At 71.2% G+C, this 26,644-nt stretch carries 20 protein-coding genes; 12 read left to right on the forward strand and 8 right to left on the reverse strand.

From position 1 onward, the window contains the following. The first annotated feature begins 24 nt into the window (after nt 1–24). The 3 genes from ACFQWG_RS10105 (at nt 25) to ACFQWG_RS10115 (ending at nt 5,272) form a co-directional block, all read left to right on the forward strand. The gene (locus tag ACFQWG_RS10105) at nt 25–1,851 is read left to right on the forward strand and encodes a P-loop domain-containing protein (RefSeq protein ID WP_380974950.1); all 1,827 of its coding nucleotides are present in this window, start codon (nt 25–27) and stop codon (nt 1,849–1,851) included. Nucleotides 1,852–2,000: 149 nt separating this feature from the next. Beyond that, nucleotides 2,001–2,753, forward strand: coding sequence for an ABC transporter ATP-binding protein (locus tag ACFQWG_RS10110; protein ID WP_380974952.1), 753 nt, complete (start codon nt 2,001–2,003; stop codon nt 2,751–2,753). Next, nucleotides 2,750–5,272 carry an FtsX-like permease family protein gene (locus ACFQWG_RS10115; protein WP_380974954.1) on the forward strand — a complete coding sequence of 841 codons (2,523 nt, stop codon included), beginning with the start codon at nt 2,750–2,752 and terminating at the stop codon, nt 5,270–5,272. The genes ACFQWG_RS10110 and ACFQWG_RS10115 overlap by 4 nt, the downstream gene beginning before the upstream one ends. A gap of 459 nt (nt 5,273–5,731) precedes the next feature. Here ACFQWG_RS10115 and ACFQWG_RS10120 read toward each other — a convergent pair whose 3' ends face one another. Then, nucleotides 5,732–6,682, reverse strand: a complete 951-nt coding sequence (locus ACFQWG_RS10120; RefSeq protein ID WP_380974956.1) for a LysR substrate-binding domain-containing protein — start codon at nt 6,680–6,682, stop codon at nt 5,732–5,734. Nucleotides 6,683–6,795: 113 nt separating this feature from the next. Here ACFQWG_RS10120 and ACFQWG_RS10125 point away from each other — a divergent pair, with 113 nt between their 5' ends. The 5 genes from ACFQWG_RS10125 to ACFQWG_RS10145 all read left to right on the forward strand — a co-directional run bounded on the left by ACFQWG_RS10125 (nt 6,796) and on the right by ACFQWG_RS10145 (nt 11,920). Beyond that, nucleotides 6,796–7,824 (forward strand): amidohydrolase family protein, encoded by a 1,029-nt coding sequence (locus ACFQWG_RS10125; protein ID WP_380974958.1) that lies wholly within the window; start codon nt 6,796–6,798, stop codon nt 7,822–7,824. Nucleotides 7,825–7,930: 106 nt separating this feature from the next. Continuing rightward, nucleotides 7,931–8,620 carry a 4-carboxy-4-hydroxy-2-oxoadipate aldolase/oxaloacetate decarboxylase gene (gene ligK / locus ACFQWG_RS10130; RefSeq protein ID WP_380974960.1) on the forward strand — a complete coding sequence of 230 codons (690 nt, stop codon included), beginning with the start codon at nt 7,931–7,933 and terminating at the stop codon, nt 8,618–8,620. 84 nt (nt 8,621–8,704) lie between these two features. Continuing rightward, complete coding sequence (locus ACFQWG_RS10135; protein ID WP_380974962.1) at nt 8,705–9,643, forward strand: amidohydrolase family protein; 939 nt, start codon at nt 8,705–8,707, stop codon at nt 9,641–9,643. Nucleotides 9,644–9,645: 2 nt separating this feature from the next. After that, nucleotides 9,646–10,422, forward strand: a complete 777-nt coding sequence (locus tag ACFQWG_RS10140; RefSeq protein ID WP_380974964.1) for a molybdate ABC transporter substrate-binding protein — start codon at nt 9,646–9,648, stop codon at nt 10,420–10,422. After that, the gene (locus ACFQWG_RS10145) at nt 10,412–11,920 is read left to right on the forward strand and encodes a DASS family sodium-coupled anion symporter (protein ID WP_380974966.1); all 1,509 of its coding nucleotides are present in this window, start codon (nt 10,412–10,414) and stop codon (nt 11,918–11,920) included. Before ACFQWG_RS10140 ends, ACFQWG_RS10145 begins: the two co-directional genes overlap by 11 nt. 945 nt (nt 11,921–12,865) lie before the next feature. Here the strand turns inward: ACFQWG_RS10145 and ACFQWG_RS10150 are convergent. The 4 genes from ACFQWG_RS10150 to ACFQWG_RS10165 form a co-directional block, all read right to left on the reverse strand. Continuing rightward, entirely contained in the window at nt 12,866–14,449 is a 1,584-nt protein-coding gene (locus ACFQWG_RS10150; protein WP_380974968.1) for an amidohydrolase, read from the reverse strand. A gap of 57 nt (nt 14,450–14,506) precedes the next feature. Beyond that, the gene (locus ACFQWG_RS10155) at nt 14,507–16,216 is read right to left on the reverse strand and encodes a collagen-binding domain-containing protein (protein ID WP_380974970.1); all 1,710 of its coding nucleotides are present in this window, start codon (nt 16,214–16,216) and stop codon (nt 14,507–14,509) included. A 254-nt stretch (nt 16,217–16,470) separates the two neighbouring features. Beyond that, entirely contained in the window at nt 16,471–19,224 is a 2,754-nt protein-coding gene (locus ACFQWG_RS10160) for a response regulator transcription factor (RefSeq protein ID WP_380974972.1), read from the reverse strand. Between the two features lie 108 nt (nt 19,225–19,332). Beyond that, nucleotides 19,333–20,406, reverse strand: a complete 1,074-nt coding sequence (locus ACFQWG_RS10165; RefSeq protein ID WP_380974974.1) for an aldo/keto reductase — start codon at nt 20,404–20,406, stop codon at nt 19,333–19,335. 279 nt (nt 20,407–20,685) lie between these two features. On the opposite strand from ACFQWG_RS10165, the gene ACFQWG_RS10170 reads away from it, so the two are divergent. Beyond that, a complete protein-coding gene (locus tag ACFQWG_RS10170; RefSeq protein ID WP_380974976.1) occupies nt 20,686–21,768 on the forward strand; it encodes a S66 family peptidase in 1,083 nt (360 codons plus the stop codon). Nucleotides 21,769–21,823: 55 nt separating this feature from the next. On the opposite strand, the gene ACFQWG_RS10175 is transcribed toward ACFQWG_RS10170, so the two are convergent. The 3 genes from ACFQWG_RS10175 to ACFQWG_RS10185 form a co-directional block, all read right to left on the reverse strand. Then, entirely contained in the window at nt 21,824–22,330 is a 507-nt protein-coding gene (locus tag ACFQWG_RS10175) for a DUF2087 domain-containing protein (RefSeq protein WP_380974978.1), read from the reverse strand. 93 nt (nt 22,331–22,423) lie between these two features. Next, on the reverse strand, nt 22,424–24,064 hold the full coding sequence (locus ACFQWG_RS10180) for a hypothetical protein (RefSeq protein ID WP_380974980.1): 1,641 nt from the start codon (nt 24,062–24,064) through the stop codon (nt 22,424–22,426). Further along, nucleotides 24,064–24,741, reverse strand: coding sequence for an ABC transporter ATP-binding protein (locus ACFQWG_RS10185; protein ID WP_380974982.1), 678 nt, complete (start codon nt 24,739–24,741; stop codon nt 24,064–24,066). Before ACFQWG_RS10185 ends, ACFQWG_RS10180 begins: the two co-directional genes overlap by 1 nt. A 571-nt stretch (nt 24,742–25,312) precedes the next feature. Here ACFQWG_RS10185 and ACFQWG_RS10190 point away from each other — a divergent pair. From ACFQWG_RS10190 to ACFQWG_RS10200, 3 genes are read left to right on the forward strand one after another with little or no spacing between them, the layout of a single operon-like run. Then, nucleotides 25,313–25,852, forward strand: coding sequence for a helix-turn-helix domain-containing protein (locus ACFQWG_RS10190; protein ID WP_380974984.1), 540 nt, complete (start codon nt 25,313–25,315; stop codon nt 25,850–25,852). After that, a complete protein-coding gene (locus tag ACFQWG_RS10195; RefSeq protein WP_380974985.1) occupies nt 25,849–26,142 on the forward strand; it encodes a hypothetical protein in 294 nt (97 codons plus the stop codon). Before ACFQWG_RS10190 ends, ACFQWG_RS10195 begins: the two co-directional genes overlap by 4 nt. Further along, nucleotides 26,139–26,462, forward strand: a complete 324-nt coding sequence (locus ACFQWG_RS10200) for a hypothetical protein (protein ID WP_380974987.1) — start codon at nt 26,139–26,141, stop codon at nt 26,460–26,462. The genes ACFQWG_RS10195 and ACFQWG_RS10200 overlap by 4 nt, the downstream gene beginning before the upstream one ends. Nucleotides 26,463–26,644 lie beyond the last annotated feature (182 nt).

Consider the following 26,644-nt stretch of genomic DNA (forward strand, 5'->3'; position numbering starts at 1 on the left):
GGCCCCTCATCTACGCTGGACGGCATGACCCCCCGGCCCGACGCTTCCCGACCCCGCTCCCATGCCCGCCATGACGAGGCGGCGCGCCGGCGCGCCGGCTCGGATCAGGACCTCCTGCGGGACCTCCGCCGCCTGGACGGGCGCAACTACGGCGCGTACAAGTCGGTCCTGGGCGACTGGGACTATGGCGACTTCACCTTGAGCGTCGACCGGATCCAGTCGGACCCCTACGCCCCGCCCTCGTCGCTGCGGGCCCTCACGACGCCCGCGGCGATGGGGCTGCCCGAGGACTGCCTGAGCAGCGGCGACCAGCGTCTGGCCGCCGCCGACTACCTGTTGCGCTCCTTCGGGCGGGCGCTGCGCGAGCACTCGTCTGCGAACGCCGTCCAGGCGGCCCGCCCCGGCCAGGAGATCCTCCAGCGCTCGGCGTGCACGGTGAGGCCCGATCGCGTCGAGCTGCGCTTCCAGGTCCACCTGCCCGCGCGCGGGCGCGTCATCCTGGGCGACGCCGCCGCCCGCCTGTTCGATCTGGACGTCCCCGACGCCCTGATGGCGGCCTTCGACCTCGTGTCGGACGACGGCGCGACGCGCGCCCGCCTGGAGGAGCTGCGCGCCCACGTCCGCGCCTACGAGGACCACCGCGCGCTCCAGCAGGCCCTCGCGGACAACGGCTGGGTCGCCTTCGTGGCCGACGGGTCGCTGCTGGCCCGGCGCACCGGCGTGTCGCCGTTGCCCCTGCCCCTCGACGCCGGGGCCGTCCCCTTCGAGGCTCCGGAGTCCCTACGGCGCTCCGTCGCCCTGCCCCACGCGGGCGAGGTGACCGGCATGGCTGTGGAGCCCGGTGTCACGGTCATCGTCGGAGGCGGCTACCACGGCAAGTCCACGCTGCTCAGCGCCGTCCAGCAGGGCGTGTACGCGCATGTGCCCGGCGACGGGCGGGAGCTGGTGGCCACCCTGCCCGATGCCGTCAAGGTCCGCGCCGCCGACGGACGCGCCGTCACCGGCGTCGACGTCTCCCCCTTCATCGCGCACCTGCCCGGCGGGGCAGACACGACGCGGTTCTCCACGTCGAACGCCTCAGGCTCCACCTCCCAGGCGGCCGCCATCGTCGAGGCCGTCGAGCTCGGCGCCCCCCTCCTGCTGCTCGACGAGGACACCTCCGCCACCAACCTCCTCATCCGCGACGCCCGCATGCGCTCCCTGGTCCGCGCGGAGAAGGAGCCCATCACGCCCCTGGTCGACCGTGTCGGCTCCCTGGCGCGCGAGGGTCGTGTCTCCACGATCATGGTGATGGGCGGGTCCGGGGACTACCTGGACGTCGCCGACCGCGTGCTCATGCTCGACACGTACCGCTGCCTGGACGTCACGCCGCGCGCGCACGAGGTGGTCGCCGCCATGCCGCGCTCGCGCGAGGACCTCCCGTGGCCGCGCTCCGCCCCGGCCGGGCGGGACGAGGGCGGCTCCGATGCCGGGCCCGCGGCTCCCCGACCGCCGGAGCGCATCCCGGTCCGGGCGCGCGGCGGCGGCGACCGTCCGAAGACGAGGTCCTCCGGGCTGGACACCGTCGTCCTGGACAAGCAGACCATCAACCTGGCCGACGTCGAGCAGATCGTCGACCCGGGCCAGGCGGAGGCCATCGCCTGGGCGGTGCGCGGCCTCGTCGAGCACTTCGCCGACGGGCGCGCGCCCCTGCCCGAGCTCCTCGACCGACTTGAGCGCTCCTTCGCCAGCGAGGGGCTGGACGCCTGCGTCAAGTTCGGGGCGCGGCCCCATCCGGCGTTCCTCGTGCGGCCCCGCCGCGTCGACATCGGGGCGGCTCTCAACCGGTACCGGACGCTCGCTCTCGTCTGATCCCCTCCCAGCGGGGGGCACGGCCCAGGGGCGCCCGACGAGGCCGCCCCATGGACGTCGTGGGGCGCGGGGTATCGGGGGAACGGTCCGGGACCTTTCAGGGGTGTCCCCCATGACGGCGCCCCGCATGCCGGTGACACGATCGAGCCATGGCAATCATCAGCGCATTCAGCACGCCCACCGCCCCCGGGGAACCCGTCGTCTCCCTGCGCGGGGTCACCAAGATCTACGGCAGCGGGGACACGCAGGTCCACGCCCTCGACGGGGTCGACGTGGACTTCCGGCAGGGGGCCTTCACCGCCATCATGGGCCCGTCCGGATCGGGGAAGTCCACGATGCTCCACGTCCTGGCCGGCCTCGACGACCCCACCGCGGGGTCCGTGACGATCGAGGGCACCGACCTCACCCACCTGCGCGACGACGACCTCACCCGCCTGCGGCGCGACCGCATCGGATTCATCTTCCAGAGCTTCAACCTGGTCCCCACGCTCGACGCCCGGGAGAACATCCTCCTGCCCCTGCGGCTGGCCGGCCGGCGCGCGGACCGCGCCTGGTTCGACCAGGTCGTCGGCGTGCTGGGCCTGGTCGACCGTCTCACCCACCGGCCCTCCGAGCTCTCGGGCGGCCAGCAGCAGCGCGTGGCCATCGCCCGGGCGCTCGTCTCGCGGCCGGCCGTCATCGTGGCCGACGAGCCCACCGGCAACCTCGACTCCCGGGCCTCCGAGGAGGTCTTGTCCCTGCTGCGCTCCGCCGTCGACCAGTTGCATCAGACCGTCATCATGGTCACCCACGATCCGGCGTCCGCGGCGACCGCCGACCGGGTGCTCGTGGTGCGCGACGGGAACGTCGTGGCCGACCTCGACCGTCCCGACGCCTCCACCCTGGCGGCGGTGGCGCGATGAACCGGCTCCTTCGGGCCAACGTCCGCCAGCACGGGCGCCGCTACGTCGCCACCGGCGTCGCCGTGGCGATCTCGATGGCCTTCATCCTGGTCTGCCTCGTCTTCTCGGCGGGGCTCAACGACTCGCTCAGCCGCTCCGTGACCGAGGTGTACCGGGGCGCCGCCGCGGTCGTCGACGTCGACTGGGACGACCTCACCGGCCCCGAGTCCGGGTCCGAGACGACTCCCTACCCGGACCTCTCCTCCGAGGTCCCCGCCGTCGAGGCCGTCGACGGCGTGAAGGCGGTGGCCCTGACCACGTACGACTACGCGGAGGTGCGCCACGGTTCCGCCCGGCTGACCCGCCAGGTCACGCTGACCGCACCGGAGCCCTTCACCCAGTGGCCCCTCCGACAGGGGTCGGCGCCCGCGGCGCCCGGCGAGGTGGCCGTGGACGCCGACACCGCCGACGCGCTCGGCCTCTCCGTGGGGGACGCCCTCGAGGTGGGCCCGGCCTCGTCCGCGCAGACCGGCACGCCGATGACCGTCACCGGGATCCTCGCCAGCAACGCCCAGGTCTCCGGTGCCCAGCTCCTCATGACCGACGAGGCCGCCTCCCACGTCCTCCCGGGCCACTCCGTCACCGGGATCCTCGTGTCGACCGGGGACGCCTCCCCGAGCGAGGCCGACCAGGACGCGCTGTCGGGGCGGGTCGCGGCCGCGCTGGCCGACACCCCGGCCGTGTCCGTGCGCCCCGCCCACGAGGTCGTCGACGAGGCCCTCCAGCAGATGAAGGTCGGCAGCGACCAGACGCTGGCGATCCTCCTCACCTTCCCCGTGATCGCGGTCGTCGTCGCGGGGATCGTCGTCTCCTCCACGTTCCGCGTGGTCCTGCACCAGCGCCGCCGCGAGCTCGCCCTGCTGCGCTGCCTGGGCGCCCGGGCGGGGCAGGTCCGCGGCCTCCTGGTGCGCGAGACCCTTGCCGTGGGGGCCGTGGCCTCCCTGGTGGGCGTCGCGGCCGGGGCGCTGCTCGGACCGCTGGGGGTGCGGGCCCTCGGCCTCGCAGACTCCTACCGCGAGGCGCTCTCCTCGGTTCAACCGCTGACCGTGGCCGGGGTGTGGCTGCTCGGCACGCTCCTCACCCTGTTGTTCGGGATCCGCCCCGCCCTGGGGGTCTCACGCGTCCCGCCGATCGCCGCGCTCCAGTCGTCCGACGAGGGCGGCGCCCCCGCCCGCTCCGCCCACCGGCTGCGCCTGGCCGCCGGCCTGGCCCTCACGGCGGGCGGCGCGGCGGCGATCTGGGCCGGGCTGCGCTCGGACGACGACAGCCTCCGCTTCCTCCTGGCTCTGGCCGGCTCGATGGTCGCCCTGGTGGGCCTGCTCATGGTCGCCACCGTCGTGATGGCGCGCGTGACCTTCCTCGTCGGCTCCCTGCCGCGCGGCATGCTCGCCCGGATGGCCCGCGCGAACACCGTGCGCAACCCCGATCGCACCGGCACCACGGCGACGGCGATCATCATCGGGGTGACGCTCATCGTCATGATGATGGTCGGCGCGTCCTCGACCCGTGCGACCCTGCTCGGCGAGGTCGACGCCCGCCGCCCCCTCGACCTGATCGCGAGCTCGACCGCGCCGGAGGGCGTCCCCGCCGGGGTGGCGGAGCGCATCGGGGAGATCGACGGCATCGCAGCGACCGCGGACTCGCGCTCGATCACGGGCACCCTCCAGATGGGGACGGATGAGCCCACCACCCTGGCCGTCATCGGGCTGCCGGACCTCGCCCCGGTCACCCACTCAGCCGTCGACCAGCCTGCGGAGGGACAGGGCTTCGTCCCCGAGGACATCCCCGAGGGAGAGGCCAGCCTGTGCCGGGCGCCGGACGGGCAGTCGGGAGCCGACGAGGCCCGGTGCCTCACCGTGGAACTCGTCCACAACGCCACCGCATCCGACGGCGCGGTCACCGTCCCCGAGGGGACCCTGGAGGAGCTCGCCCCCGACGCTCCCGTCACCCAGGTCCTCATCAAGCTCGACGGGGACGCCGACCTGGACGCCGTCCAGACGGGGATCCTCTCCCTGGACGAGACGCTCCAGGTCTCGGGAGGAGCGCAGGAGCGCGAGCAGTACACCTCGATGATCGACACGGTGCTGGCCGTCGCCATCGGCCTGCTGGCCGTCTCGGTCCTGGTCTCTCTCGTGGGGGTGGCCAACACCCTGTCGCTGTCCGTCGCCGAGCGCACCCGGGAGAACGGGCTGCTGAGGGCCCTGGGCCTGACCAGGCGCCAGATGAAGGCCATGCTGGTCCTCGAGTCCCTGCTCATCTCCGTGTCGGGGACGCTGGCCGGCGTGCTGCTCGGCATCGGCTTCGGATGGGTCGGCGTCCACGCGCTGCCGCTCGACCTGGAGCGCACGATCTTCGTCGTGCCCTGGTGGCAGGTGGCCGGCGTGGGCGCCATCGCCGTCGTCTGCGCCGTGGTGGCCGCCTGGCTGCCGGGACGACGGGCCGCCCGCACCTCCCCGGTGGAGGCCCTGGCCGCGGAGTGACGCGGGGGCGGACGAGCCCCCGCCCGCGCGAGGTGCGCAACCGGACCGGCCCTCAGATGATGGCGCGTGCTGAACGCCCGGAGTTCGGTGTCCCGCCCGGGGACGATGTTCCCGGGCGGGACACCCGGCGGGACGGGAACCCGGCTGCGATCTCCTGCTGGCATGGCAGAACCGAACCGCGAACCGACGAGGAGCACGATCGCGAACCCTCAACCCACGTGGCGAACTCGAGCTCCTGATCGAGGATGGCGAGATCTCCCTCACGGCGATCCTCAGGGGCATGACCGTCGATTTCCGTCTGGGGCTTGAGGACGAGGACATCGTCTCATCGGCCCAGATCGATCCCGGTATCCTCCCGAGCCCGCCACGCGCGGTCTGGGCGTGGAACGCATCGCGCGATCCACGAGGACGATTCGCCGGGCCAAATCGCGCTCCCCGGGGAACGCAGGGCCCTCCTCGTCACTCGCCCGCAACCTGGAACCCGCCCGGATGAGTATCCGGCGCCGGACCCCGGTCCGACTCCGTCTGGGTGAGCGCCTCCAGCACCGTCTCTCGCAGCCACCGCAGCGTCGGACTCAACCGCTCCTCCAGGCGCGTGTACACCGCCATCGGCGGGCTCTGGATCGGCCACGGCAGGCGGCGCATCGTCAGCGAGTACCGCTCGGCGAAGACCTGGGTGACATGAAGCGGCAGCAGCGCGACCAGGTCAGACTGCTCGAGGACGCGCGGTAGCGGCGCGTACCCTTCGACGGACAAGCCGATCTGCCCGTCCAGCCCGTGCTCGATCAGGGCATCGTTCGGGTAGACGTGGCCACCACGGGCACTCACCTGGATGAACCGCCGGCCTGCGAACATTGACAGCCGAGTCCGCGGAAGAGGATGGTCCCGGGAGGTGACGGCGACGTACTCGACCGGCATGAACGCCGTCCGCCACAGACGCCCAGCGGGAAGCAGGCGCGCCGAGATCGCCAGGTCCACCAAGCCGCGCGAGATTGCGTTCTCCGCATCCGCGGCGACATGTGGAACCACCCGAATCCGGGCTTTGGGGGCCCGTGCCTGAACGGCAGCGAGGATCGGTGGGAGGAACGTCAGCTCACCGATCGAGGACAGGGACAACGTGAGCTCGTCGGTCAGCCCCGCCGGGTCGAAGTCGGTGGGAACCTCCAGTGCTCGGTCGATCTGGGCCAAGGCGTCGCGCACCTGCGGGTACAGACGGACAGCCGCCGGCGTGGGCACGAACTCATTGCGCTCGCGACGGAACAGGTCGTCGCCCAGCGTCCGGCGCAGCCGTCCCAACGTGTAGCTGACGGTGGGCTGTGTGACAACCAGTTCGTCCGCGGCGGCCGTCGCGGAACGGGTCTCGTACAAGGCGATGAAGGTGCGGAGCTGGTTGAGATCGGCGTGACTCACCCATAGAGAGTATCAATGGAGATTCAGAAAAACATCTATTCGACTTGTGTCAGACTCCGGGATTAGCGTTCGGATACCAACGGAGAAGTTGGACCGACAGGAAGCTGATAGACGTGATCATCGACGTTCACGGGCACTACACGACGGCGCCCGACCAGCTCAAGCAGTGGCGCGATCTCCAAATCGCCTACACGAAGGACGAGGGCGAGGCACCCGACCCCGACTCCCTGCGCATCAGCGACGACGACATCCGCGAGTCCCTGGAGAAGAACCAGCTGCGCCTCATGAATGAGCGCGGCTCCGACCTCACGATCTTCAGTCCCCGTGCCTCGTTCATGGCCCACCACATCGGGGATCTGGAGGTCTCCAAGACATGGGCCCGCATCTGCAACGATCTGTGCTACCGCGTCACCCAGCTGTACCCCGACCACTTCATGATGGGCGCGATGCTCCCCCAGTCCCCGGGGGCCGACCCCGCGACCTCCATGCCTGAACTCGTGCGCGTCGTCGAGGAGCTCGGCGCCGTCACAGTCAACATCAACCCCGATCCGTCCGGTGGACACTGGACCGCCCCGCCGCTCACCGACACGTCCTGGTACCCGCTCTACGAGAAGCTCGTCGAGCTGGAGGTCCCTGCGATGATCCATGTGTCGACCTCGGTGAACAAGGCCTTCCACACGACCGGAGCCCACTACCTCAACGCGGACACGACGTCCTTCATGCAACTCATCCAAGGCGACCTGTTCCGCGACTTCCCCGACCTCAAGCTCGTCATCCCTCATGGTGGCGGCGCAGTGCCGTATCACTGGGGACGTTTCCGCGGACTCGCGATGGCCTTGAAGAAGCCCGAATTGGAAGAGCACCTGCTCCATAACGTCTTCTTCGACACCTGTGTCTACCACCAGCCCGGGATCGACCTGCTCACCCGCGTCATCCCCGTCGAGAACATCCTGTTCGCCTCCGAGATGGTCGGCGCCGTGCGCGACATCGACCCGCGCACCGGCCACTACTTCGACGACACAAAGCGCTATGTCGACGCCACCCCGAATCTCACCGGCGCCCAGCGCGAGCAGATCTACTCCGGCAACGCACGCCGGGTCTACGCCCGCGTCGATCACGCTTTGAAGACCCGAGGGCTCTAGGCCCTGCCGGAGGACCGTGTGCAGTCCCCGTGGGCGACTCCCCCGCGCCTCCCACGGAACCACCCATCGTCAACACCCACAGCCGACGTCCACATAAGGAATCCTCATGCGCCTGAACAACTTGGGCATCGTCCATACGAAGATCCAGCGACCCGACCCCGAGGCTGCTGAACGCCTGGCCCAGCACTCTGTCGCCACCATCCACGAGGCGATGGGCCGCGTCGGCCTCATGCGTCCCTACCTCCGCCCGATCTACGAAGACGCCCACATGGCGGGTGCTGCCGTCACGGTCCTCCTCCAGCCTGGGGACAACTGGATGATGCACGTCGCCGCCGAACAGGTCCAAGAAGGCGATGTCGTCGTCGCGGGATGCACCACCGAGACCGAGGACGGGTTCTTCGGCGAGCTCCTGGCCACCTCGATGCGCGCCCACGGTTGCCGCGGCCTGGTCATCGACGGCGGCGTCCGGGACGTCGCCGACCTCAAGAAGATGGGCTTCCCTGTCTTCTCCCGCGCCATCCACGCCAAGGGCACCGTGAAGGCCACCCTGGGCTCCGTCAACATTCCAGTCGTCGTTGCCAATGCGCTGGTCAACCCCGGTGATTTCATCGTCGCCGACATCGACGGCGTCGTCGTGGTCCCCCGCGAGTTGGTCGGGGCCGTCGCGGATGCCGCCGACAACCGCGTCGCCAACGAAGAGGCCAAGCGAACCCGGTTCCGCGCCGGCGAGCTGGGCCTGGACATGTACAAGATGCGCGATCCTCTCGCCGCCAAGGGCTTGGTCTACGAGGACTGAACCCGCTCCCCCATATCCCTCTGCCGGACGGGCATGAGTCCCCCCGTCCAGCAGGTCCCACCTGTTCCAGAGGAGGAACACCCGATGTCCCATGGTGAAGTGACCGGCGGCTTCGAGAAGACGCCGGGATGGCTCGACTGGTACGAGAACCCGACGCCTCCCCGGTTCCGCGTCCCCGCAGGTTCCGTCGACGCCCATTGCCATGTCTTCGGACCCGGCGCCCGGTTCCCCTACGCCCCGCAGCGCAAATACACGCCGTGCGACGCCTCGGTGGACCAGCTGTTTCACCTGCGCGACTTCTTGGGCTTCGACCGCAATATCATCGTCCAAGCGACCTGCCACGGCGCCGACAACACCGCCATGGTCGACGCCCTGCGCCGCTCCGAGGGGCGCGCCCGCGGCGTCGCCACCGTCAAGCCGTCCTTCGCCGGCGACCAGCTGGCCGAACTCCACGAGGCCGGCGTGCGCGGGGTGCGCTTCAACTTCGTGCGCCGTCTGGTCGACCGCGTGCCGCTGGACGATCTGCGGGCCGTCGTGGAGAAGATCGCCCCTCTGGGCTGGCACGTCGTCATCTACTTCGAGGCCGCCGACCTGCCCGACCTCTACGATTTCTTCTCCTCGATCGAGACCGACGTCGTCGTCGACCACATGGGCCGCCCCGACGTCACGAAAGACGTCGACAGCCCCGAGTTCGGGCTGTTCCTCACGTTCATGGAGGAGAACCCGAACGTCTGGACGAAGGTGACCTGCCCCGAGCGCCTATCCGTGACCGGCCCCGCGGCTCTGGACGGTGAGCGCAATGCCTACACCGATGTCGTCCCCTTCGCCCGCCGCATTGTCGAGGCCTTCCCCGACCGCGTCCTGTGGGGCACCGATTGGCCGCACCCGAACCTCAAGAAACACATGCCCGACGACGGCTTGTCCGTCGACTACATCCCGCACATCGCCCCCACCGCCAAGCTCCAGCACAAGCTGCTCGTCGACAATCCGATGCGCTTGTACTGGCCCGAGGAGGCGAGTTAGTCGTGAGCGATCGCTCCCTGAAGGCGATCTCCTCAAAGGCGACCCGCGGAATCCTCACGGCTTTGGCGGACGACGTCACCAATGCCAGCCTGCCTTCTGTCGATCTCACGTCGGTGGGCGGCGTTGACGCGGCCCGGCGGGTCGCCGAAGGCGAGCCCTTCGACCTCGTCATCCTGGACCAAGACAAGCTGGAGGCGTTGGCAGACCAGGGCGCGGTCGTCCCGGAAACGGTCCGGCCGCTGGTCCTTTCCGAGGTCGTCGTCGGCATCCCCGGACAGAGCACCCCCCGACTCGGGAATCCCGCCACCGGGTCGCCCTCGTCAATGGCAACAGGAGCACGGAGGGAAACGGTCGCGGCCTACGCCAACGAGGCTGAGCTGCGCGACGCGGTCCTGGCCGCGCGCCGGATCGGGTACTCGACCGGACCCAGCGGCGCCGCCGTGCTGGTCGTGCTCGACCACCTCGGGATCCGCGAACAGGTCGAGGGTCACCTCGTCCAGGCCCGACCCGGCGTCCCCGTCGCCGAACTCCTGGCCGCTGGCGAGGTCGACCTGGGGTTCCAACAGCTCAGCGAGATGGCCGGCCACGATGGCGTCACCGTCCTGGGGCCGTTGCCCGTAGGTTGCGCGATCACCTCCACGTTCGCCGTCGCGGTGGGCGGCCACTCCGCCGACCCCGAGGGCGCCCGGACCGTCATCGACCGCTGGACCTCCGCGGCCGTCAACACCCTCAAGACCGACCAGTTCTTCCTCATCCCCGGAGATGACCATGTCCACTGACGCGGCAGCCCGCACCGCAGCGGGCCAGAACCCCACTCCCCCCGACACCCGAACCGACAACTCGAACCCGCCCGACCTGGGCAAGCGACTCATCAAGCTCGGGATCTGCGCGGCAATCACGTTGCTCCTCATCCTGATCCCAGCACCTGCCGGCCTGACGCCCGTCGCGTGGAGGCTGTTCGCGCTGTACATCGGCGTACTTGCGGCCCTCATGATGCGGCCCTTCCCCGAGCCTGTCATCTTCTTCTTCGCGATCGGCACGACAGGGGTGCTCCTCAGCGGCAACGAGGACGTGAGCGTCAAGGACCTGCTCGGCGGATATGCCGATCCGACAGCTTGGCTGGTGTTCTCGGCATTCTTCATCGGGACCGCCTTCGCCATCACGGGGCTGGGCAAAAGGATCGCCTATCTCCTGATCCGCGCCGTCGGTTCGACCCCGCTGCGTCTGGGCTTCGTTGCCTGTCTGACGGATCTCATCCTGGCCCCGGCGACGCCGTCCAACGCGGCGCGCACCGGTGGCATCACCTACCCGATCATGCGCAATGTCGCTTCCGCCCTGGACTCTGAACCCGGGCCCAAAGGACGTCGGATCGGACGATACCTCACGATGACCACGTACTACGCAAGCTTCGCGACCAGCACCTTGTTCCTCACGGCCATCGCCTTCCTGCCCCTGACCGTCAAGGTCATCCAGGAAGGCCTGGGCCTCGAGCCGGTGACCTGGATGCAATACACGACCTACGCGCTCGTGCCCGGCCTGGTCATGCTGTTCATCGTCCCTGTGGCCGTCAAGATCATGGACCCGCCGGAACTCGAGAAGGTCGACAACAAGGCGATCGGTCAGAAGGGCCTGGATGACCTCGGACCGATGTCGCGCCGCGAGAAGTGGCTGCTGGGCCTGTTCATCGCCGCGATCCTCACGTGGGCGATCGGCAGCTTCATCGGCATCAACGCCAACGCCGTCGCAATCATGTTCGTCGGCATGCTCCTCATCACCGGCGTCATGAGCTGGCAGGACATGGTGAACGACAAACCCGCCTGGACCACCTTCATGTGGTACGGCGGCATCATCGGGCTCATCGGGACCCTGAGCAACGTCGGGTTCTTCGCGTGGCTCGGCGACCTCATCGCCCGCTACATCAACCTGTCGGGCTGGCCGTGGGTCCTGGTCATGATCGTCCTGGTTGTCGTCGTCATCGCGAGCCGTTACTTCTTCGCCTCAGGCGTCGTCTATGCCGGGTCGGTCCTTCCGATCCTGGTCGCGATCGCCGCAGCGGCCGGCGTGCCAGCGTGGCCGGCCCTGATGCTGCTGGCGATGGTCTCCATCTACGGCGGCCAGGTCACCCACTACTCCGGCACCCTCAGCCCGGTCCTGTTCGGGACCGGTTACGTCAGCCAGCAGCGGTGGTGGGCGATGAGCCTGGCCATGGCCCTGATCTGGGCCGTGATCTCGTTCGTCGTCGGCATTCCCTGGTGGGCCGCACTCGGGTTGCTCTGATATGTCCGCACCTAGACACGTGGCGCGGTCGACCGATCCGGTCGGACCGCCGCTTGCTGTCTACTCGACGAGGACTCCTCGGTCCGCTTGCGAAGGCTCGAGACACCGTGGACGGTGTCGTCTCAGGGCATCGTGGGTGCTTCCCATCGGGTTCGCTTCGAACACGGATCCGAACCGCGCGCCTGTCCGCGTGCGGTAGGTGAGCACGGACCGGCCCGATACGGCATCAGCCGTTCCGTGTTTGACGAGATCCGCCGTCGAGCCCATGAGCAGGGTCCAGTCGGTGCGACGGCGCCCGGGGCACGCGGTAGGCCCGGTACCTCTGCATCGTCCGGCTGAAGCGTTCCGTCCTGCCGTGGGCAGCGCGGTTTCGTGGTGATATGCGTTGCCCCCGATTCGGATGAGTCCGCTCCGGAACGCGGCTGAGACGGTGTCGTTCTTCGCATTGCCGGCCGTGACCTGGTGGATCTGAATGCTGTGGCAGGTGAGGAACTCCCTACAGCGGTGAGGAACGCCGCGCAAATGGTGTCTTGTCGGAAAGGATCCGCACGAACGCAAGTCGGGAGTGCCCATCGACGGCGACGCGGGTGTAGTGGGATCCGAGCCTCACTCGCCGGCCTTTGCCATGGTTGCGATCGACGAAACCGGACCCTTGAGCGCGCCAGTCGCCGGGGACGCGCCCGAGCCTCTTCACATCTACATGGATCAGATCCCCAGCGCATCCCGTTCGTCACGAACCCGGGTGCGTCGCGATACCCGCAACGCGATCCCGGTGACCGGGTCCAGTTCACGCAACCGAGGCAGCCCCGCCCGGTCGACCGACCGGCATGCGATGCGGGGCCTGACCCCGCAGACGAGGGCAGATCGAGTCTTGGAAGACTGCGATTCAATGATCCATGTGGCCGCCGTCTCGACGAGGGCGTCCCCGCCGTCGGAGCGGTGCGATCAGGACAGGACGGTGTCCCGGCCCGCGACCACGGTGGCCAGCACGCGGGTCGCGCGCAGCCATCCGGCCGCGCCGTCGGGCAGGTCCCCTTCCGGGCCATGCACCGGATCCCGGTCCACCAGCACGATGTCGCCGCGCGAGCCCGCTCCCACGGGCCCCTGCCCGTCGACCGAGGCGGCGAGCGCCTGCTCCGCGGTCATCCGTTGTCCGGGCGACCAGACCGCGCCGTCCGGCATGCGTCGCGACACGGCCACGGCCATCGCCAGCCACGGGTCCAGGGGCGCCACCGGAGCATCGGACCCCAGGTGCAGCCCGATCCCGGCCGACACCATGTCCGCGAAGGCGTAGCACCTCGGGGAGGCGCCCGGCCAGATGCGACCCACCGCCGACCAGTCATCGAGGAGGTGGGCCGGCTGGACCGAGACCTCGACGCCCGCCCGCGCGATCCGCGCCAGCAGCGACCGCTCCACGCGACTGCCGGAGGGGAGAAGCTGCGCATGCTCGATGCGGCCCCGCGCCCCCGAGGCCTCGAACGCCGCCACCGCGTCCTCCACAGCGGCATCGCCGATGGCATGGACCGCCGTCTCGAACCCCGCCGCCGCGGCCTGGCGCATCAGGTCGGTGAGCTCCTCACGCCCGATCGAGGCGACGCCGTGCTCCCGCCCCGGCGGGCGGCCCAGAGCCGCCGGATACGGATCGCGCAGGTGAGCGGTCATCGTCCCCATCGAGCCGTCGGCGATGATCTTGAGCGGACCCTGGACCAGGAGGGGCTCTCCGCCCTCGTCCCGGGGGGAGCCGGGCAGCGCAGCACCCGTCCGCATCCCGGCCCGGGACCATTCCTCCCACTGATCGCCATAGACCGCTGCGCGGATCCTCGGGAGCGGGACATCCCCCTGTCCGGCGCGGAGGGGCCACTCGCCGGGCGCCGTCTGCCGGGCCATGTCGACGACGCCGCAGACTCCGCGTTCCCTCATCGCGGCCATCACCCGGCGGTATCCGAGCCGGCGCATGGCCGCGGTCCCCGGGATCCGGTCGAGGCGGTTGAGGGCGGCGAACCACGGCTCCTCGCTCATCGGCCCGGTGACGCCCCGGAGTCCCAGGATCCTCAGCGCGGCCGTGTTCAGCCACCCGGAGTGGACGTCCCCGGAGACGAGGACGACGGGCACGCCGCCGGAGACCTCATCGAGTTCCCCGACCGTCGGCGTGCGCGGCCACTGCGAGAGCCGGAAACCGAAACCCTGCACGCTGGCATATGGGGCGGATCCAGCCGCGACCGCCTCCGCTGCCGCCCTGACCCGAACGAGGACGTCCTCGGGCCCCGCGGCGGGCGACAGGTCGAGGCGCGCGGCCCGCGCGGCCTCGAGGTCGAGGTGAGCGTGGGCGTCCCACAGGCCCGGGATCGCATGGGCGCCCTCCGCCTGCAGGATCCGGGCGCCGCCGGGATCCAGTCCGCGCCCCACGGCGGCGACGCGCCCCCGGCGGATCAAGAGGTCCACGGGCTCGCCGACGGGGACGGGCCGCGCGGGCGGGCCGAGAGGCCCGAATCGGACGATCCGCGCGTCGCGGATGAGCAGGTCCGCCATGCCGACGATGTTAGGGCACCGCGTGGCCCGGGGCCGGACGCGTCCGGGCGGACCGGATCAGGGCTCCTTCCTGGTGGCCACCGCGATCACCAATCCGGCGGCGAGGAGCGTCAGCGCCACGGCCCCCACGAGGAACGGTCCGGCGGAGACGCCGGTCTCCGCCAGCGCCACGCCCGTCGACCCGCCGGCACCGGACCCGGCGCCTCCGCTAGGCGCATTGCCGTCGCCGGACTGAACGCCGGACCCGGCCGGACGACTAGGTTCGGGCGTGGCGCTCGCGTCGGAGTAGGTGTTCGTCACGACCACCGCGATGTCCTCTCCCTCGGCGATCGTGACCGTCTCGGGCGCGAAGGCGGCGCCGACGAAGGCGAGGCCGCCGGCCTCCGGCGCCACCGGCTCCGAGAAGGACACCATCGTCCCCGCCGGCAAGTCCTGCGGCCCCTCGACCGCTGTCCCGTCGGGGCTCAGCTCGAAGTCCTGCGACGTCGTCCGTCCCTCCCGCGTCCACGACGCCGTCACCGTGAAACGCGTGCCGTCGGGGAACGCTGAGGGCGCTGCGCCCAAGAGGGCCTTGCTTAGCGAGAATCCGCCCACGGACGGCGTCTCGGGGCTGGAGGAGCAGAGCGTGCCCCCGAAGAGATTGGTGTGGATCTCCTGCCCCTGCGCGAGATCGGCGAAGGAACGGGCGACGACCTGGCCCTCAAGCTGCCGCTGGGGAACCGTGATGTCGGCGTTCGGGGCATAGATCGAGCCGCGGATCGGGCCGTTGCGCGTGTCGATGGACACGGCTCCCGTGATCTCCGAGAGGTCCCACAGCAGGTAGCTGATCGCCTGGCCCTCCGGACTGCCGCCTTCAGACATATAGGACGGAAGGATCAGCGTGCCGTCACGGACGTCGGAGGCGGAGACGTGGACGACGAGCGGAGAGGACTCGCTCCAGTTCTCCATCCGGAACTGTTCGGCCTGGCTGACGGCCTCGTACTCGATCCGATTCGCTCCGCTGCCGTCCAGGGCGATGACCGTCTGGTTCTGGTCGCCCGAGATCGACGGCGTCCTCCAGTCCCCGACGGCGCTCAGCGCCGGGACACCCGCGTCGGCGGCGAAGTAGTCCGTGAACGACCCCTCCGCCGCGAACTGGTGGCCGGGCTTTGACCAGAGGTTCGTCTCCGACTGGATCTGGGGGCTCTGATTCGTCGACCCCTGCGCCTTGTACGCCGTCCCGTCCGCGCCGAACCTCTCGAACACGAAGCCCTGGTCGACGTTGACGAGCTTGGCGACCGCAGGATACGAGGGGTCCTCCTTCTGCGTGATCAGGTGGGGCACCCGGCCCGAGGCGGTGTCGAAGCGGTTGAGGAGCATCCGGGTGCTGTCCCCGTCGATCGTCGGCACCGTGTAGTCGCCGTTGCCTGCCGCCTGCCATCTCACGGCGTAGTCGCCGTAGCCGTCTCCCGGGTTGCCGAATGCGGCCGTGCCGCCGATCGCGATCGAGCCCTCGATCTCGCCGTTGGCGAAGGTGGCGTCGCCCGTGGTGTAGATCGTGAATCCGGCGGCGCTGCCCACCGGGGTGGACGCGGCCATCGGGTCGGCGCAGGTGGTCCCGCCGTCGGACGCCAGGGCCGGAGGGGCAACCGCCGGGGTCAGCGAGACCGCGACCACGGCCAGCATGCCGGCGGCCGTCGCCGCCGCTCTTCTCCATGGCAGGAATCGGCCCGCTCGTGCGTGCTGTGCGATCGACGCGGGCACGCTCGCGCCTGTCTCTCGTGTCACCGGGTGCTCCTCCAGAGTGGGACGGCTGCGGAAGTCAGACCCGGTCCCCGCCGGGCCAACCCCATTCTGGCGACGCATCTGCGACGGATTCGCTGTTCAGAGCCAATTTCATTCGGAGAATCACCCGGTGAGCGCTCCTCGGATGACCGGCCTCCGCGCCTCCTCACCCTCGAAGTCACCCGGGTGCGAGACGCCTCACCTTGCCGAGCCGATGAGCACCGCCCGCGCGGACCCGAAGCCGCCCACGGCGGTGGTCACCGGTCGAGCAGGCCGAAGGTCTTCGCCAAGGCCACCGCCTCCGCGCGGTTCGACGCCCCGAGCTTCCTGTAGATCGTCCGCAGATGGGTCTTCACCGTGTTGACGGACAGGTACAGCTCGTCCGCGATCTCCTGATTGCGCAGACCTCGGCGGAGCCCGTCGACGACGGCGAGCTGAACGCCGCTGAGCGAGACCACTGCGAGGTCCTCCATCACCGCATGGGGCCCGTCCACGGCCTTCGCGATCGCTTCCGACACCGAACCCGGCGCGACGGACTCGGCCAGGTCGCGCAAGCGGACGGTGTCCTCGCGCGTCATGAAGCGGCACGCGAAATCAACGTCGATCGGCGAGGCCGAGGCGGCCAGGCCGTGCATCGCCTCGACGGCCTGGGCGCCATGCCCGCTGTGAACGCGTGCCGCGGCCCATGCGCAGGTGAGAAGCGTCGAGGCGCGGGCACTGGGCGGCGCCTGATCCGGATCGAAGTACTCCGGACCGGGCCCCTCGGTCTTCTGGCCCGATGCCGTCGCGAGAACCATCTGCGTCACCTCGTCCAGGACCCCTTCATGCGAGGGGCGCCGCGAGGCGAACCCGAGCGCCTCTGGCAGCCTTCCGTCGGCAACGCAGGCCAGAGTCGCCCCGAGGACGAAGACCGGGGACCGCCTGGGCGGGTGGCCCAGGTCGGCGACGCGGCGGTCGACGCCTCTGACGAGGACGCGGGCCTCCGCCGGCCTGCCCGTGAGGAGCAGTTCCAGGATCTGGGTCCACACGACGATCGGATGGATGGCCGTCCGGGGCGCCTCCCTCACCAGTCGGACGCTCTCCTCGAGCCCCTCCTCGTAGGAACCGTTCCACACCCGAGTCCAGGAACGCGCGAGCCGCGTCACCACGAGGGAGCCCTGCCACCTCTCGCCGCGCTGAGCCAGGGGCAGCTCCTCTTCGAGGAGGCGCGCCCGGTCGAAGGAGCGGTCGAAGAGGAACTCCCCGAAGTAACCCTCCAGGAGGATCAAGCCTGTCGCGGCGATCCGGAAGTCCCTGCTGCCGGGGACCGAGACTGCCACCGATCTGGTCAGAGCCCGGCGCGCCGCGACGATGTCCGCTCTGAGCAGGGAGATCATCCCCAGGAAGGCGTATTCCTTGGCGGCCCTGCCCTGTGTGAGCCGCCCGGTGGCCAGGCATTCCTCCAGAGCGTCGATCCCCCGTTCCTCCGCTCCCGGAGCGTCCTCCCACCGGTCGAGCGCGCCGGCGGCGACGAGGAACTCCTCGACGGAACGCAGGCGGATCAGGGGATCTGGATCCTCGAAGTCTTTCGAGAGCTGGGGAAGCAGAGCTTCCAGGACGATCGCGATATCCCGGTCGTCCCGGGCCAGCGGATGCGCCTCCAGCGCGGAGAGGACGGTCGTCGACGGGCACGAGGCCGCGGCCCCCGCCGAGGCCGGGAGGAGAGAGGCGAGCCCGTGGGTCCGCCCGTCGACGATGAGGTCCACGAAGCGCGAGGCCGCGAAACGCTCCAGGAGCCTGTCGTCTCCCGTCTGTCTGAGGACCTCCACCGCCTCGGCGTACCTGTCCCGCTCCGCGCACCATTGCGCCAACCGGACGGGAAAGCCTCCGGAGGAGTCCGCCAGGTCGCCCGCCGCCGCGTTCCGCCGCCATTGCCTGGCGACGATCCGGAAGCCCTCGTTCCACACCAACCGCCCGACCGGGCGTTCCCAGAGCTCCAGGCGCGCGTACCCGGCCGACACCAGGCGCTGGACGAACGCCCCGCAGCCCGGCAACAGGTCCTCCAGCGCATCAACGTCGACCTGCGGCACCTCCAGGACGGCGTCGAGGAAACGCACGAAGCCACTCGAGCCCTGCTCGCCCGTGAGGGGGTCGCCGGCCGCGAATCCGCGATACCGCATCGCGGCGACGACCCGTCTGAGATCGTCAAGCTGAAACGCCCCGGGATCCACACGCCGTAACGGCGCACGATCGTCCTGCGCACGCGCCCCAGGACGGTCGACCGGAACGAGTTCCTCCCGGGCGCCCCTCCTCAGGATGAGCGCCTCGCCGCGTTCGACGACGACGCGCTCGACGCCCGCCAGCTGCAGCATCATGACGGCCGCGATATCGGGGAGGCCGGCGGTCATCTCCTCGACACGGACGACGAGCTCCTCGCTCGGCTCGATCCCGAGGCTCCGGGCCAAGGCCTCCAACTCGGGAGCGCGGAACCGGAGGTCCCCGTCGTCGATGACGCGCACGGTCACGCCCTGGGCCTGGGCGAGGTCCCGGAGCGGAGCGACGTCGACAAGGGAGCAGACGACATCGAGGCCCGCCCGCGCATACTCGACAAGGATCCGGTCGAGCCCGGACGAGGACTGCCACTCGTAGTTCATGAGCAAGAGCGAGGCTCCCGCCATTGCGACGCGCCGCCGACGGGCGTTCCCGGCGAACTCCCCCAGATCGACGCGCCCGCGATGCAGGTCGGAGACGACCCCCGCATCGACGACTCCAGGCCCCAGGACCTCGATCACGGCATCGATGGCGAAGGCGAGAGCCGCCACGTCCCCGAGATGGCGGCGCGGGAAGTCGACGAGCACGACCGGATGGCCGCGGGAGCCCGCATCCGCGGCCATCTGCTCCGCGAGCTGGCGGATCAGCTCGCTCTTCGCTGTGCCGGGGACGCCGCACAGGACGGTCAACGGGGCGAGAGGCCGCATCCTGTCCAGCAGTCGCTGGCGGATCGCTCCGGGCACCGACGGTCCGGCGTTCACCCCGCCCACCCCTATCGAAGTCGTGCTGCCTGCACCTGTTCCCCCGCCGTCACGACGGGCGCCAGCCGGCGCTCATCGTACACGTCCGCCACCGGCGGGGTCTCGCGCCTACAGGGCGGCCGCCCGGGAGTGGGCGTCGATCTCGGACAGCTCCTCCTCGGCGAACGACAAGTTGCCCAGAGCTCCCACGGAGTCGCGGAGCTGCCTCGCGGAGGAGGCCCCCACCAGCACGGTCGTCACCCGCGGATCGCGCAGCAGCCAGGCCAGCGACATCTGCGCCAGCGTCTGGCCCCGGTCGCGTGCGAGGCCCGCGAGCGCCCTCAGGTGGACGAGCCGATCCTCGGTCAGCACGTCCGTGCGGAGGAAGCGCTGCAGACGCATGCGCGAGCCCTCCGGGACCGGGTCGCCGCCCAAGTAGCGGTCGGTGAGGAGCCCCTGGGCGAGCGGACTGAAGACGGCGGTGCCGAGGCCCAGTTCGTCGCAGGCGGCCAGGACGCCGCCCTCGCCCTCGACGGCGCGGTCGAGCATGTTGTAGCGCGGCTGGCTGACGATCAGCGGGGTGCGGAGCTCCCGTGCGACCGCGGCCGCGCGGCGGGTCTGGTCCGGATCGTAGGAGGAGATCCCGACGTAGAGCGCCTTGCCGGATCGCACCGACTGGTCCAGCGCGACCATGGTCTCCTCCAGCGGCGTGTCCGGGTCGAAGCGGTGGCTGTAGAAGATGTCGACGTAGTCCAGGTGCATGCGGGCGAGCGACTGGTCGAGCGAGCTCAGCAGGTACTTGCGCCCCGATCCGCCCTCGCCGTAGGGGCCGGGCCACATGTCGTACCCAGCCTTCGTGGTGATGACCATCTCGTCGCGGTAGGGGCGGAAGTCGCGGTCCATGTGGTGCCCGAAGTTGGACTCGGCCGAGCCGTAGGGGATGCCGTAGTTATTGGCCAGGTCGAACTGCGTGACACCCAGATCGAAGGCGGTGCGCAGGATGTCGCGTTGGACCTCGAGCGGGCGTTCGTCCCCGAAGTTCTGCCACAGGCCGAGGCTGATCGCGGGGAGGCGGAGGCCCGAGCGCCCGCACCTGCGGTAGACGGCGCCGGAGGCCTGGTAGCGCCCGGGGTCCGCCCGCCACGCGGGATCGAATTGCTGTGTCGGGACGGGGGTTCCCAGGTCGTCCTGCTTCGTCGCCATGGCGTACTCCTTCCGGGTGACGGACCGATCCTAGCGAGCAACCGGGAAGGACGCGCCTCCGCCCTTCTCGCCTTCCTCGAGGGCAAGCGCAGCGATCAGGTCTCCACCAGCCTCGCCGACGACGTCGTCGGATCGGCGAACTGGTCCGAGACCTCCCAGAAGGTCCTGGCCCACGGCGGCGACCGGGCCCGGGGGGACTCTGACCGGATCGCCCAGATCCGCTGAGACGTCGGACCGATGCCCGTGACCGGCCCGAGGACGATCCTGTATAACGGCCCTATGAGCAGCCCGACCGCACCCTCGCCCTCGCCCCGCGTCCCGGCGCCCGCCCCGAAGGCGAAGCCGGGGGACCGCGTCGCCGTGCTGTCTCCCTCGGTCGCGGCTCCGGCGATCGGGCCCGGGATCCACGAGCAGGCGATGCGGCGGCTGCGTGAGCTCACCGGGCTGGAGCCCGTCGAGTACCCGACGACGCGCCGCCTGGACGCCTCGCCCAAGGACCGGGCCGCCGACGTGAACGCGGCGTTGGCGGACCCCTCGATCCGCGCGATCCTGGCGACGGTGGGCGGGGACGACCAGATCACCGTGCTGCCGTACCTGGAGCCCGACCTGCTGCGCGCCGACCCGAAGCCCTTCCTCGGATACTCGGACAACTTCCACCTCCACCACTGGTGGTGGAGTGCCGGCGTGCGCAGCTTCTACGGAGGCTCCACTCAGGTACAGCTCGGCCCCGGCCCCGCCGTCGACGAGATCCACGCGCGGGCGCTGCGGGCCGCCCTGCTGGACGGAGGCACGCTCGAGATCACCGATCCGGGGGAGTCCGAGGACCACGGGTGGTCGTGGACCGATCCACGGGCCCTCACCGAGTCCGGGGAACGGGTCTCCACCGCCGACGAGCCATGGATCTGGTCGGGTCCCGCGCGCCGCGTGTCCGGACCGAGCTGGGGCGGCTGTCTGGAGGTCGTCCGCGACGTCCTGGGAGCCGGTCACCTCCACGCGGACGCCGACGCCTTCCAGGGCGGCGTGCTCCTGGCGGAGACCTCCGAAGAGCTCATCCCGCCCCTCGAGGTCGCGCGCATCCTCCGTCTCCTCGGCGAGCGCGGCATCCTCGCGGCCGTCGACGCCGTGCTGGTGGCACGCCCCCCGGTCGGCGACTTCGAGCGCCACCCCGACGCGGAGACCGCCCGCCGTCTGCGCGCCGATCAGCGCGCCGCCGCCGTCGAGGTCGTCCAGCGCTACAACCCCGACGCCGTCATCTGCGCCGGCGTGCCCTTCGGGCACACCCGGCCGCAGTGGATCCTCCCCCACGGCGGGACGATCACCGTGGACGGGGAGCAGCAACGGGTGTGGGCGGACTACTCGTGAGCGGCGGATCCGTCGCCGGAGCCTCTTCGGCCTGCGCCCGCGGCCATGGCTCCCCTCAGCCCCGGCGCTCCCGCCGATACCGCGATCCCGACGGCGTCCGGGTGAGGAACCCGCGGTCGACCAGGGCCCGCCTCAACCGCGCGGTGTCCGGGTCGAAGGGAGCGAGCCGCGCGTTCAGCCCGGCCTCGTCGACGACCTCGTCATCGGCCAGCACCCGTCCGGCGATCAGGCGGAGCAGGGCGAGCTCGTCGCGCAGCCGCGAAGGATAGCCCGCGATCCGTCCGGCCTCGTCGAGGAAACGTTCGGGCCCGCGCGGCCTGGGTTCGCGCGATCCCCGCGCGAGGAGCGCGCGCAGGGCCGGCTCGTCCACGCCGGCGCGGCCTCCCTCGTCACGGAGGATCAAACCGGATGCCTCCAGCGCGGAGATGTCCCGCGGGCGGACCGTGCTGGCCCCCGAGGTTCCCAGCCGCCCGCCCTCGGTCTCCAGCACGATCCGTGCGAACGCGACCCTGAGGCCGCGATTGGCCAGGACCGCGACGATGCGACGCCACTCCTCCGCCATGATCATCCTCTCTCCGAGACGCCTCCCCATCGTCGTCGGCCCGCGCCGGGCCCGCACGCGCGACGACGAGGGCGTCCCCGCGGGGACGGGCCCTCAGGCGTCCACGGCCAGGTACTGACCGCGGGCGTCCAGGTCGGTGCGCCTCACCGTCCTCAGATGCCACAGGGCGGCCAGCAGGCACGCGGGGACCAGCACCACCGCGGCGATCGGCGCCCCCGCCGCCGGACCGGCGACGGCGATGACGGCGGCCAGCAGGGCGGCGGGCAGGATGCCCCGCCCGAGCCAGAGGGCGACGAGGGCCGCGGTCATCTCGGCGGCGGGCCCCACCGTCGCGTCCAGGAGCTGCGGCGGGACGCCGGCCGATCCGGCCAGTGCGAGCGTCGTGGACGGACCCGCGATCGCCAGCAGGATCAGGGCCTCGGCGATCGCGGCCGGGCCGGGTCCCGCTCCCCGCGCCGTCGCGAGGCCGGCGAGGGTCCCGAGGACGGCCCCGGCACCCAGGCCCACGACGGTGACGGCGGCGGGCAGGACCAGGTGGCGCGCGACGTCGCCGAGGAACCCTTCCGGCCCGAGGCGCCCGGCGCCCACCGTGTCCATGAGGTCCTGGAGGCCCTTCGCCCAGACGCCGAAGGCCAGGGACACCGCGATCAGGCAGAGCGGGAGCGCCAGGACGGCGGGTCCGCCGCCCTGAGCGGCTGGGACGCCCTCGCCGGCGCCCGAGGGCAGGACGGCCACGGCGACGGCTCCAGCGGCGATGACCGCCAAGGCGGACAGGACCGCACGCCAAGGGCGGCGGACGACGCTCAACAGGTCCACGGACGCTGCCCGGCGGATGCGTCCCCGGGGCATCGGCCGGCGCATGTCGCGGAGGCTGCGGCGCGGCGGCTGCTCCCGCACGCTGACGCCGCGGATGTCGCCCACGGCCATGCCGGCCCGGATCATGCGCCTCGTGCGGATCGTGGAGGCCAATGTCACCAGCGACACGTGGTCGAGCAGCATCGGGACGGCGGCTGCCCCGCCGAGCCCGAATGCGGCGAGTGCGCCCGCGAGCACCAGGTCCCGCCCCGATCCTAGGGCGACCCCGGCCGTACGGGCGCTGAGGGAGGTCGCGGCGAGCGTGCCGCCGACCACCACGGTGACCGCCCTCAGCGGCGCGGCCCGGCCGGTCTGGGTGGTGAGCAGGCCCGCCCCGAGGAGCAGGGCGGCCGCCACCGACCAGACGACGCAGGCCAGGGCGGGCAGCCCCGTCAGCGCGGCGGCCCAGACCAGCATGATGCCCGGGACCAGGGCGACGACGATCAGGCCCACGACGATGCCCCAGGTCCGCGCCTGCACGACCGGCCGGACGCCGAAGGGGCCGTCGATGAGGTAGTGGAGCTCGGTCTGGGAGGCGATGACGGGGCCCAGCCAGGCGGGGGCCAGGCCCCCCAAGAGGATGAGCACGCTCAGGGCGGCTCGGATGTTCCAGGTGAGGCCCTCCGCCCCGGCCTGCGCGACCACGTCCCTGACCTGTCCGGCGACCCCCGAGACCAGGGGGCCGGCGATGAGGACGGCCAGGAGCACGGTGACGTAGATGCGGTAGAGGAGGTCCTGCGGGGTCGAGCCCTCGCTTCCCCGGATGACACGGCGGGCCCGGCGCAGGGCCGCCCGGTCGATCCGCGTCGACGGGCTGCCCGCGCCCGCGGAACCGCCGGGAGCCGGCACGTCTCCGGACCAGAGAGGTCTCCGCGCCATCACGCGGGGTCCAGGGTGATGACGCGGTCGGCGACGGCGTCCGCCAGGTCGGGGGCGTGGGTGGCCATGACCACGGCGGTCCCGGCGGCCAGGCGCGTCCGGAGCAGGCCCGCGAGCGCCGCGCGCCGCTCCTGGTCGAGGCGCTGCTCGGGTTCGTCCAGGACAAGGATGCGCGCCGGACGGGCCAGCCCCAGGCTCAGCGCGACGATCTGCCGTTCACCCGAGGAGAGCTCATCGGGGAAATGGCGGGCCAGGCGCTCCGCGTCGAAGGCCCTCAGGAGCGCGAGCGGCTCCACCGACCCTGGGGGCAGTCCCCATGACGCCCGCACGAACAGCAGATGCTCGAGAACCGTGAGATTCTCGAAGAAGGGGGGCATCCCGAGCACGCCTGCGATGTCGCGTCCCGTGAGAGACGGGTCGGCGATCCGGACGACGCCCGATGTCGGCCGGTCCAGACCCAGCAGGAGCCTCAGCAGGGTCGTCTTCCCGGATCCGTTCGGCCCGCGCAGCACCACGCAGGCGCCGGGCCGGGCCTCCAAGGACACCGGCGCGAGGATCCTCAGGCCGCCGACCGTGCGGGAGACGCCGCGCGCCACCAGCAGCGACCCGGTGTGCTCGCCATCGCGGGGATCCCGTCCCCGCGCCCGCGGCCCGTTCCCGCTGCGCGCGTGTCCCATCAGCTGCTCCCTCCGGCGTCCGGCCCGCCTCGCCGGACCTGCCCGGCGGAGGCCATGTGGCCGAGGCCGCTCCCATCCTGCCACGGTCGCCTGCCCCGGCCCCATCGGTCCAGGGCCAACAGCACAGAATGCCACCGCCGGAACGCTGAACGTCTTCTCGTCCAACCCCACGACCAGCACATATGACGACTACGACCGGGATCACCCGTCTGGGCCGCGGCGCATTCTGTGCGACGCCGGCGCGGCTCCCACCCGTCGCCCGAGATTCGACGGACCCGCCACGCTCCCAGGTCATGGCCAGCCTCGGCCTTCGACCGGATCGGCGCAGACGAGAGCCCCGCGCCATGACCTCGGAGCATCGGGACACGCGAAAAGGCGGGACATCCAACGAAGGATGCCCCGCCCCACCGCATATGGCGGAGACGGAGGGAGTCTCTGAACACCGCAGGTCAGAGGGTGTTCGCGAGGCGCCGTGTCTTGGGTGTGGCTAACGCGCCGCCCCTCAAAGTGAGGTGCCCGCTCGGGAGTCCAGTCCCGGCGGGCGGCGGCAAGGACTCGGGAGGTCCTAGCCATGAACCAGACTACCGTCACATCCCCGACCGTCGACATCTTCCATCCCGCGCGCCATCCCATTGCCGAGCTGGCCCCGGCCTGGCCGTCCCAGCGCCGACCGTTCCACGAGGGCGCGGACGGCATCGCACGCGCTTGCGACGGCGACCGTGAGACTCTCCTGCGCATGGACCGGGCAACCGGCCTGCGCTACTTCCTCCAGTACGCGCCCGGCCCCGAGGACGACGACGTTCCCGAGGACGACGGCACTACCGACACCCCCGGCGAGGATCCCGAGCCCGTCGGCACTACCGACCCTCTCGCGGCCGGTGCGACCCGGTGGGCGGAGCTCGTCGGAGCCCGCCTGCGCCACGAGATGACCGTCCGCCACATGACCGTGGCCGTCCTGGCGCGGCGCACCGGCATCCCCGCACCCACCCTCCGGCGGCGACTGTCCCGGCCCGGCGCGCTCACCATCCCGGAGCTGGCTGCCCTGGCCGGAGCACTCCGCGTCACCGTCACCACGTTGTGCACGACACCCACCGAGGAGGAGGACCGGTGACGGCCGTTCTCGCCTCCGCGTTCCGGGCCGGGGACTGGTGGGAGGAGCCCGTCGAACGAGATCCCGTCGACCCGTCCTGCTGGTCCAAGGGCTTGGACGTGCACATCCCCTCCAGCGACCCCCACCAGCCCGTCGTCCTGCGGCTCACGGCCAATGACGAATCCCCGCGTCCCCTCGTTGACGTCGAGACGTCGGAGCACACCGAGGAGGACCTGGCCGCCCTGGCCGGCGCGCTGCCCCACATCGTCGACGTCATCCACCAGATCGCCACCGAGGAGCACCCGTCATGACCGCGACCATCCCCACATCCGGGCCGCTCACCGGCCACCAGATCACGCACCCGTCGTGGTGCGACGGCGCGGACGGCACGTGCATGTCCGACCCCGCGTGCGGCATGGAATGGCACCAGAGGACCCTCCCCCTCGGTGTCGGCCTGCCACCCGTCACCGTCGTGTCCCGCACCGAGCCCAACGGCCACACCTACGCGAACGTCTACGTCCCCGCACTCCCCTGCGTCGGGGAGCACGAACTGAGGCGCCTCCGCGTCGCCATCGACCGCGCCATCCACACCCTGCACGTCATCAACGGACACACCGAGGAGTGCGCCTAGAACACATTCTGCGGGCCCGTGGGAGCCGAGCAACGCTCACGGGCCCCCGCGGCCACGGCTACCGCTGCCGCGTGCCCCAGACGGCCCCGCCCGGCCATCTGAGGCGCGCGAGGACGGTAGCACCGCCCTTCGCGTTCCTGACCCCCCCGCGAACAACCAGGGGGCCGCGGCTGACACCGACC

The sequence above is a fragment of the Schaalia naturae genome, from assembly GCF_042665795.1.
Lineage (GTDB): Bacteria > Actinomycetota > Actinomycetes > Actinomycetales > Actinomycetaceae > Pauljensenia > Pauljensenia naturae.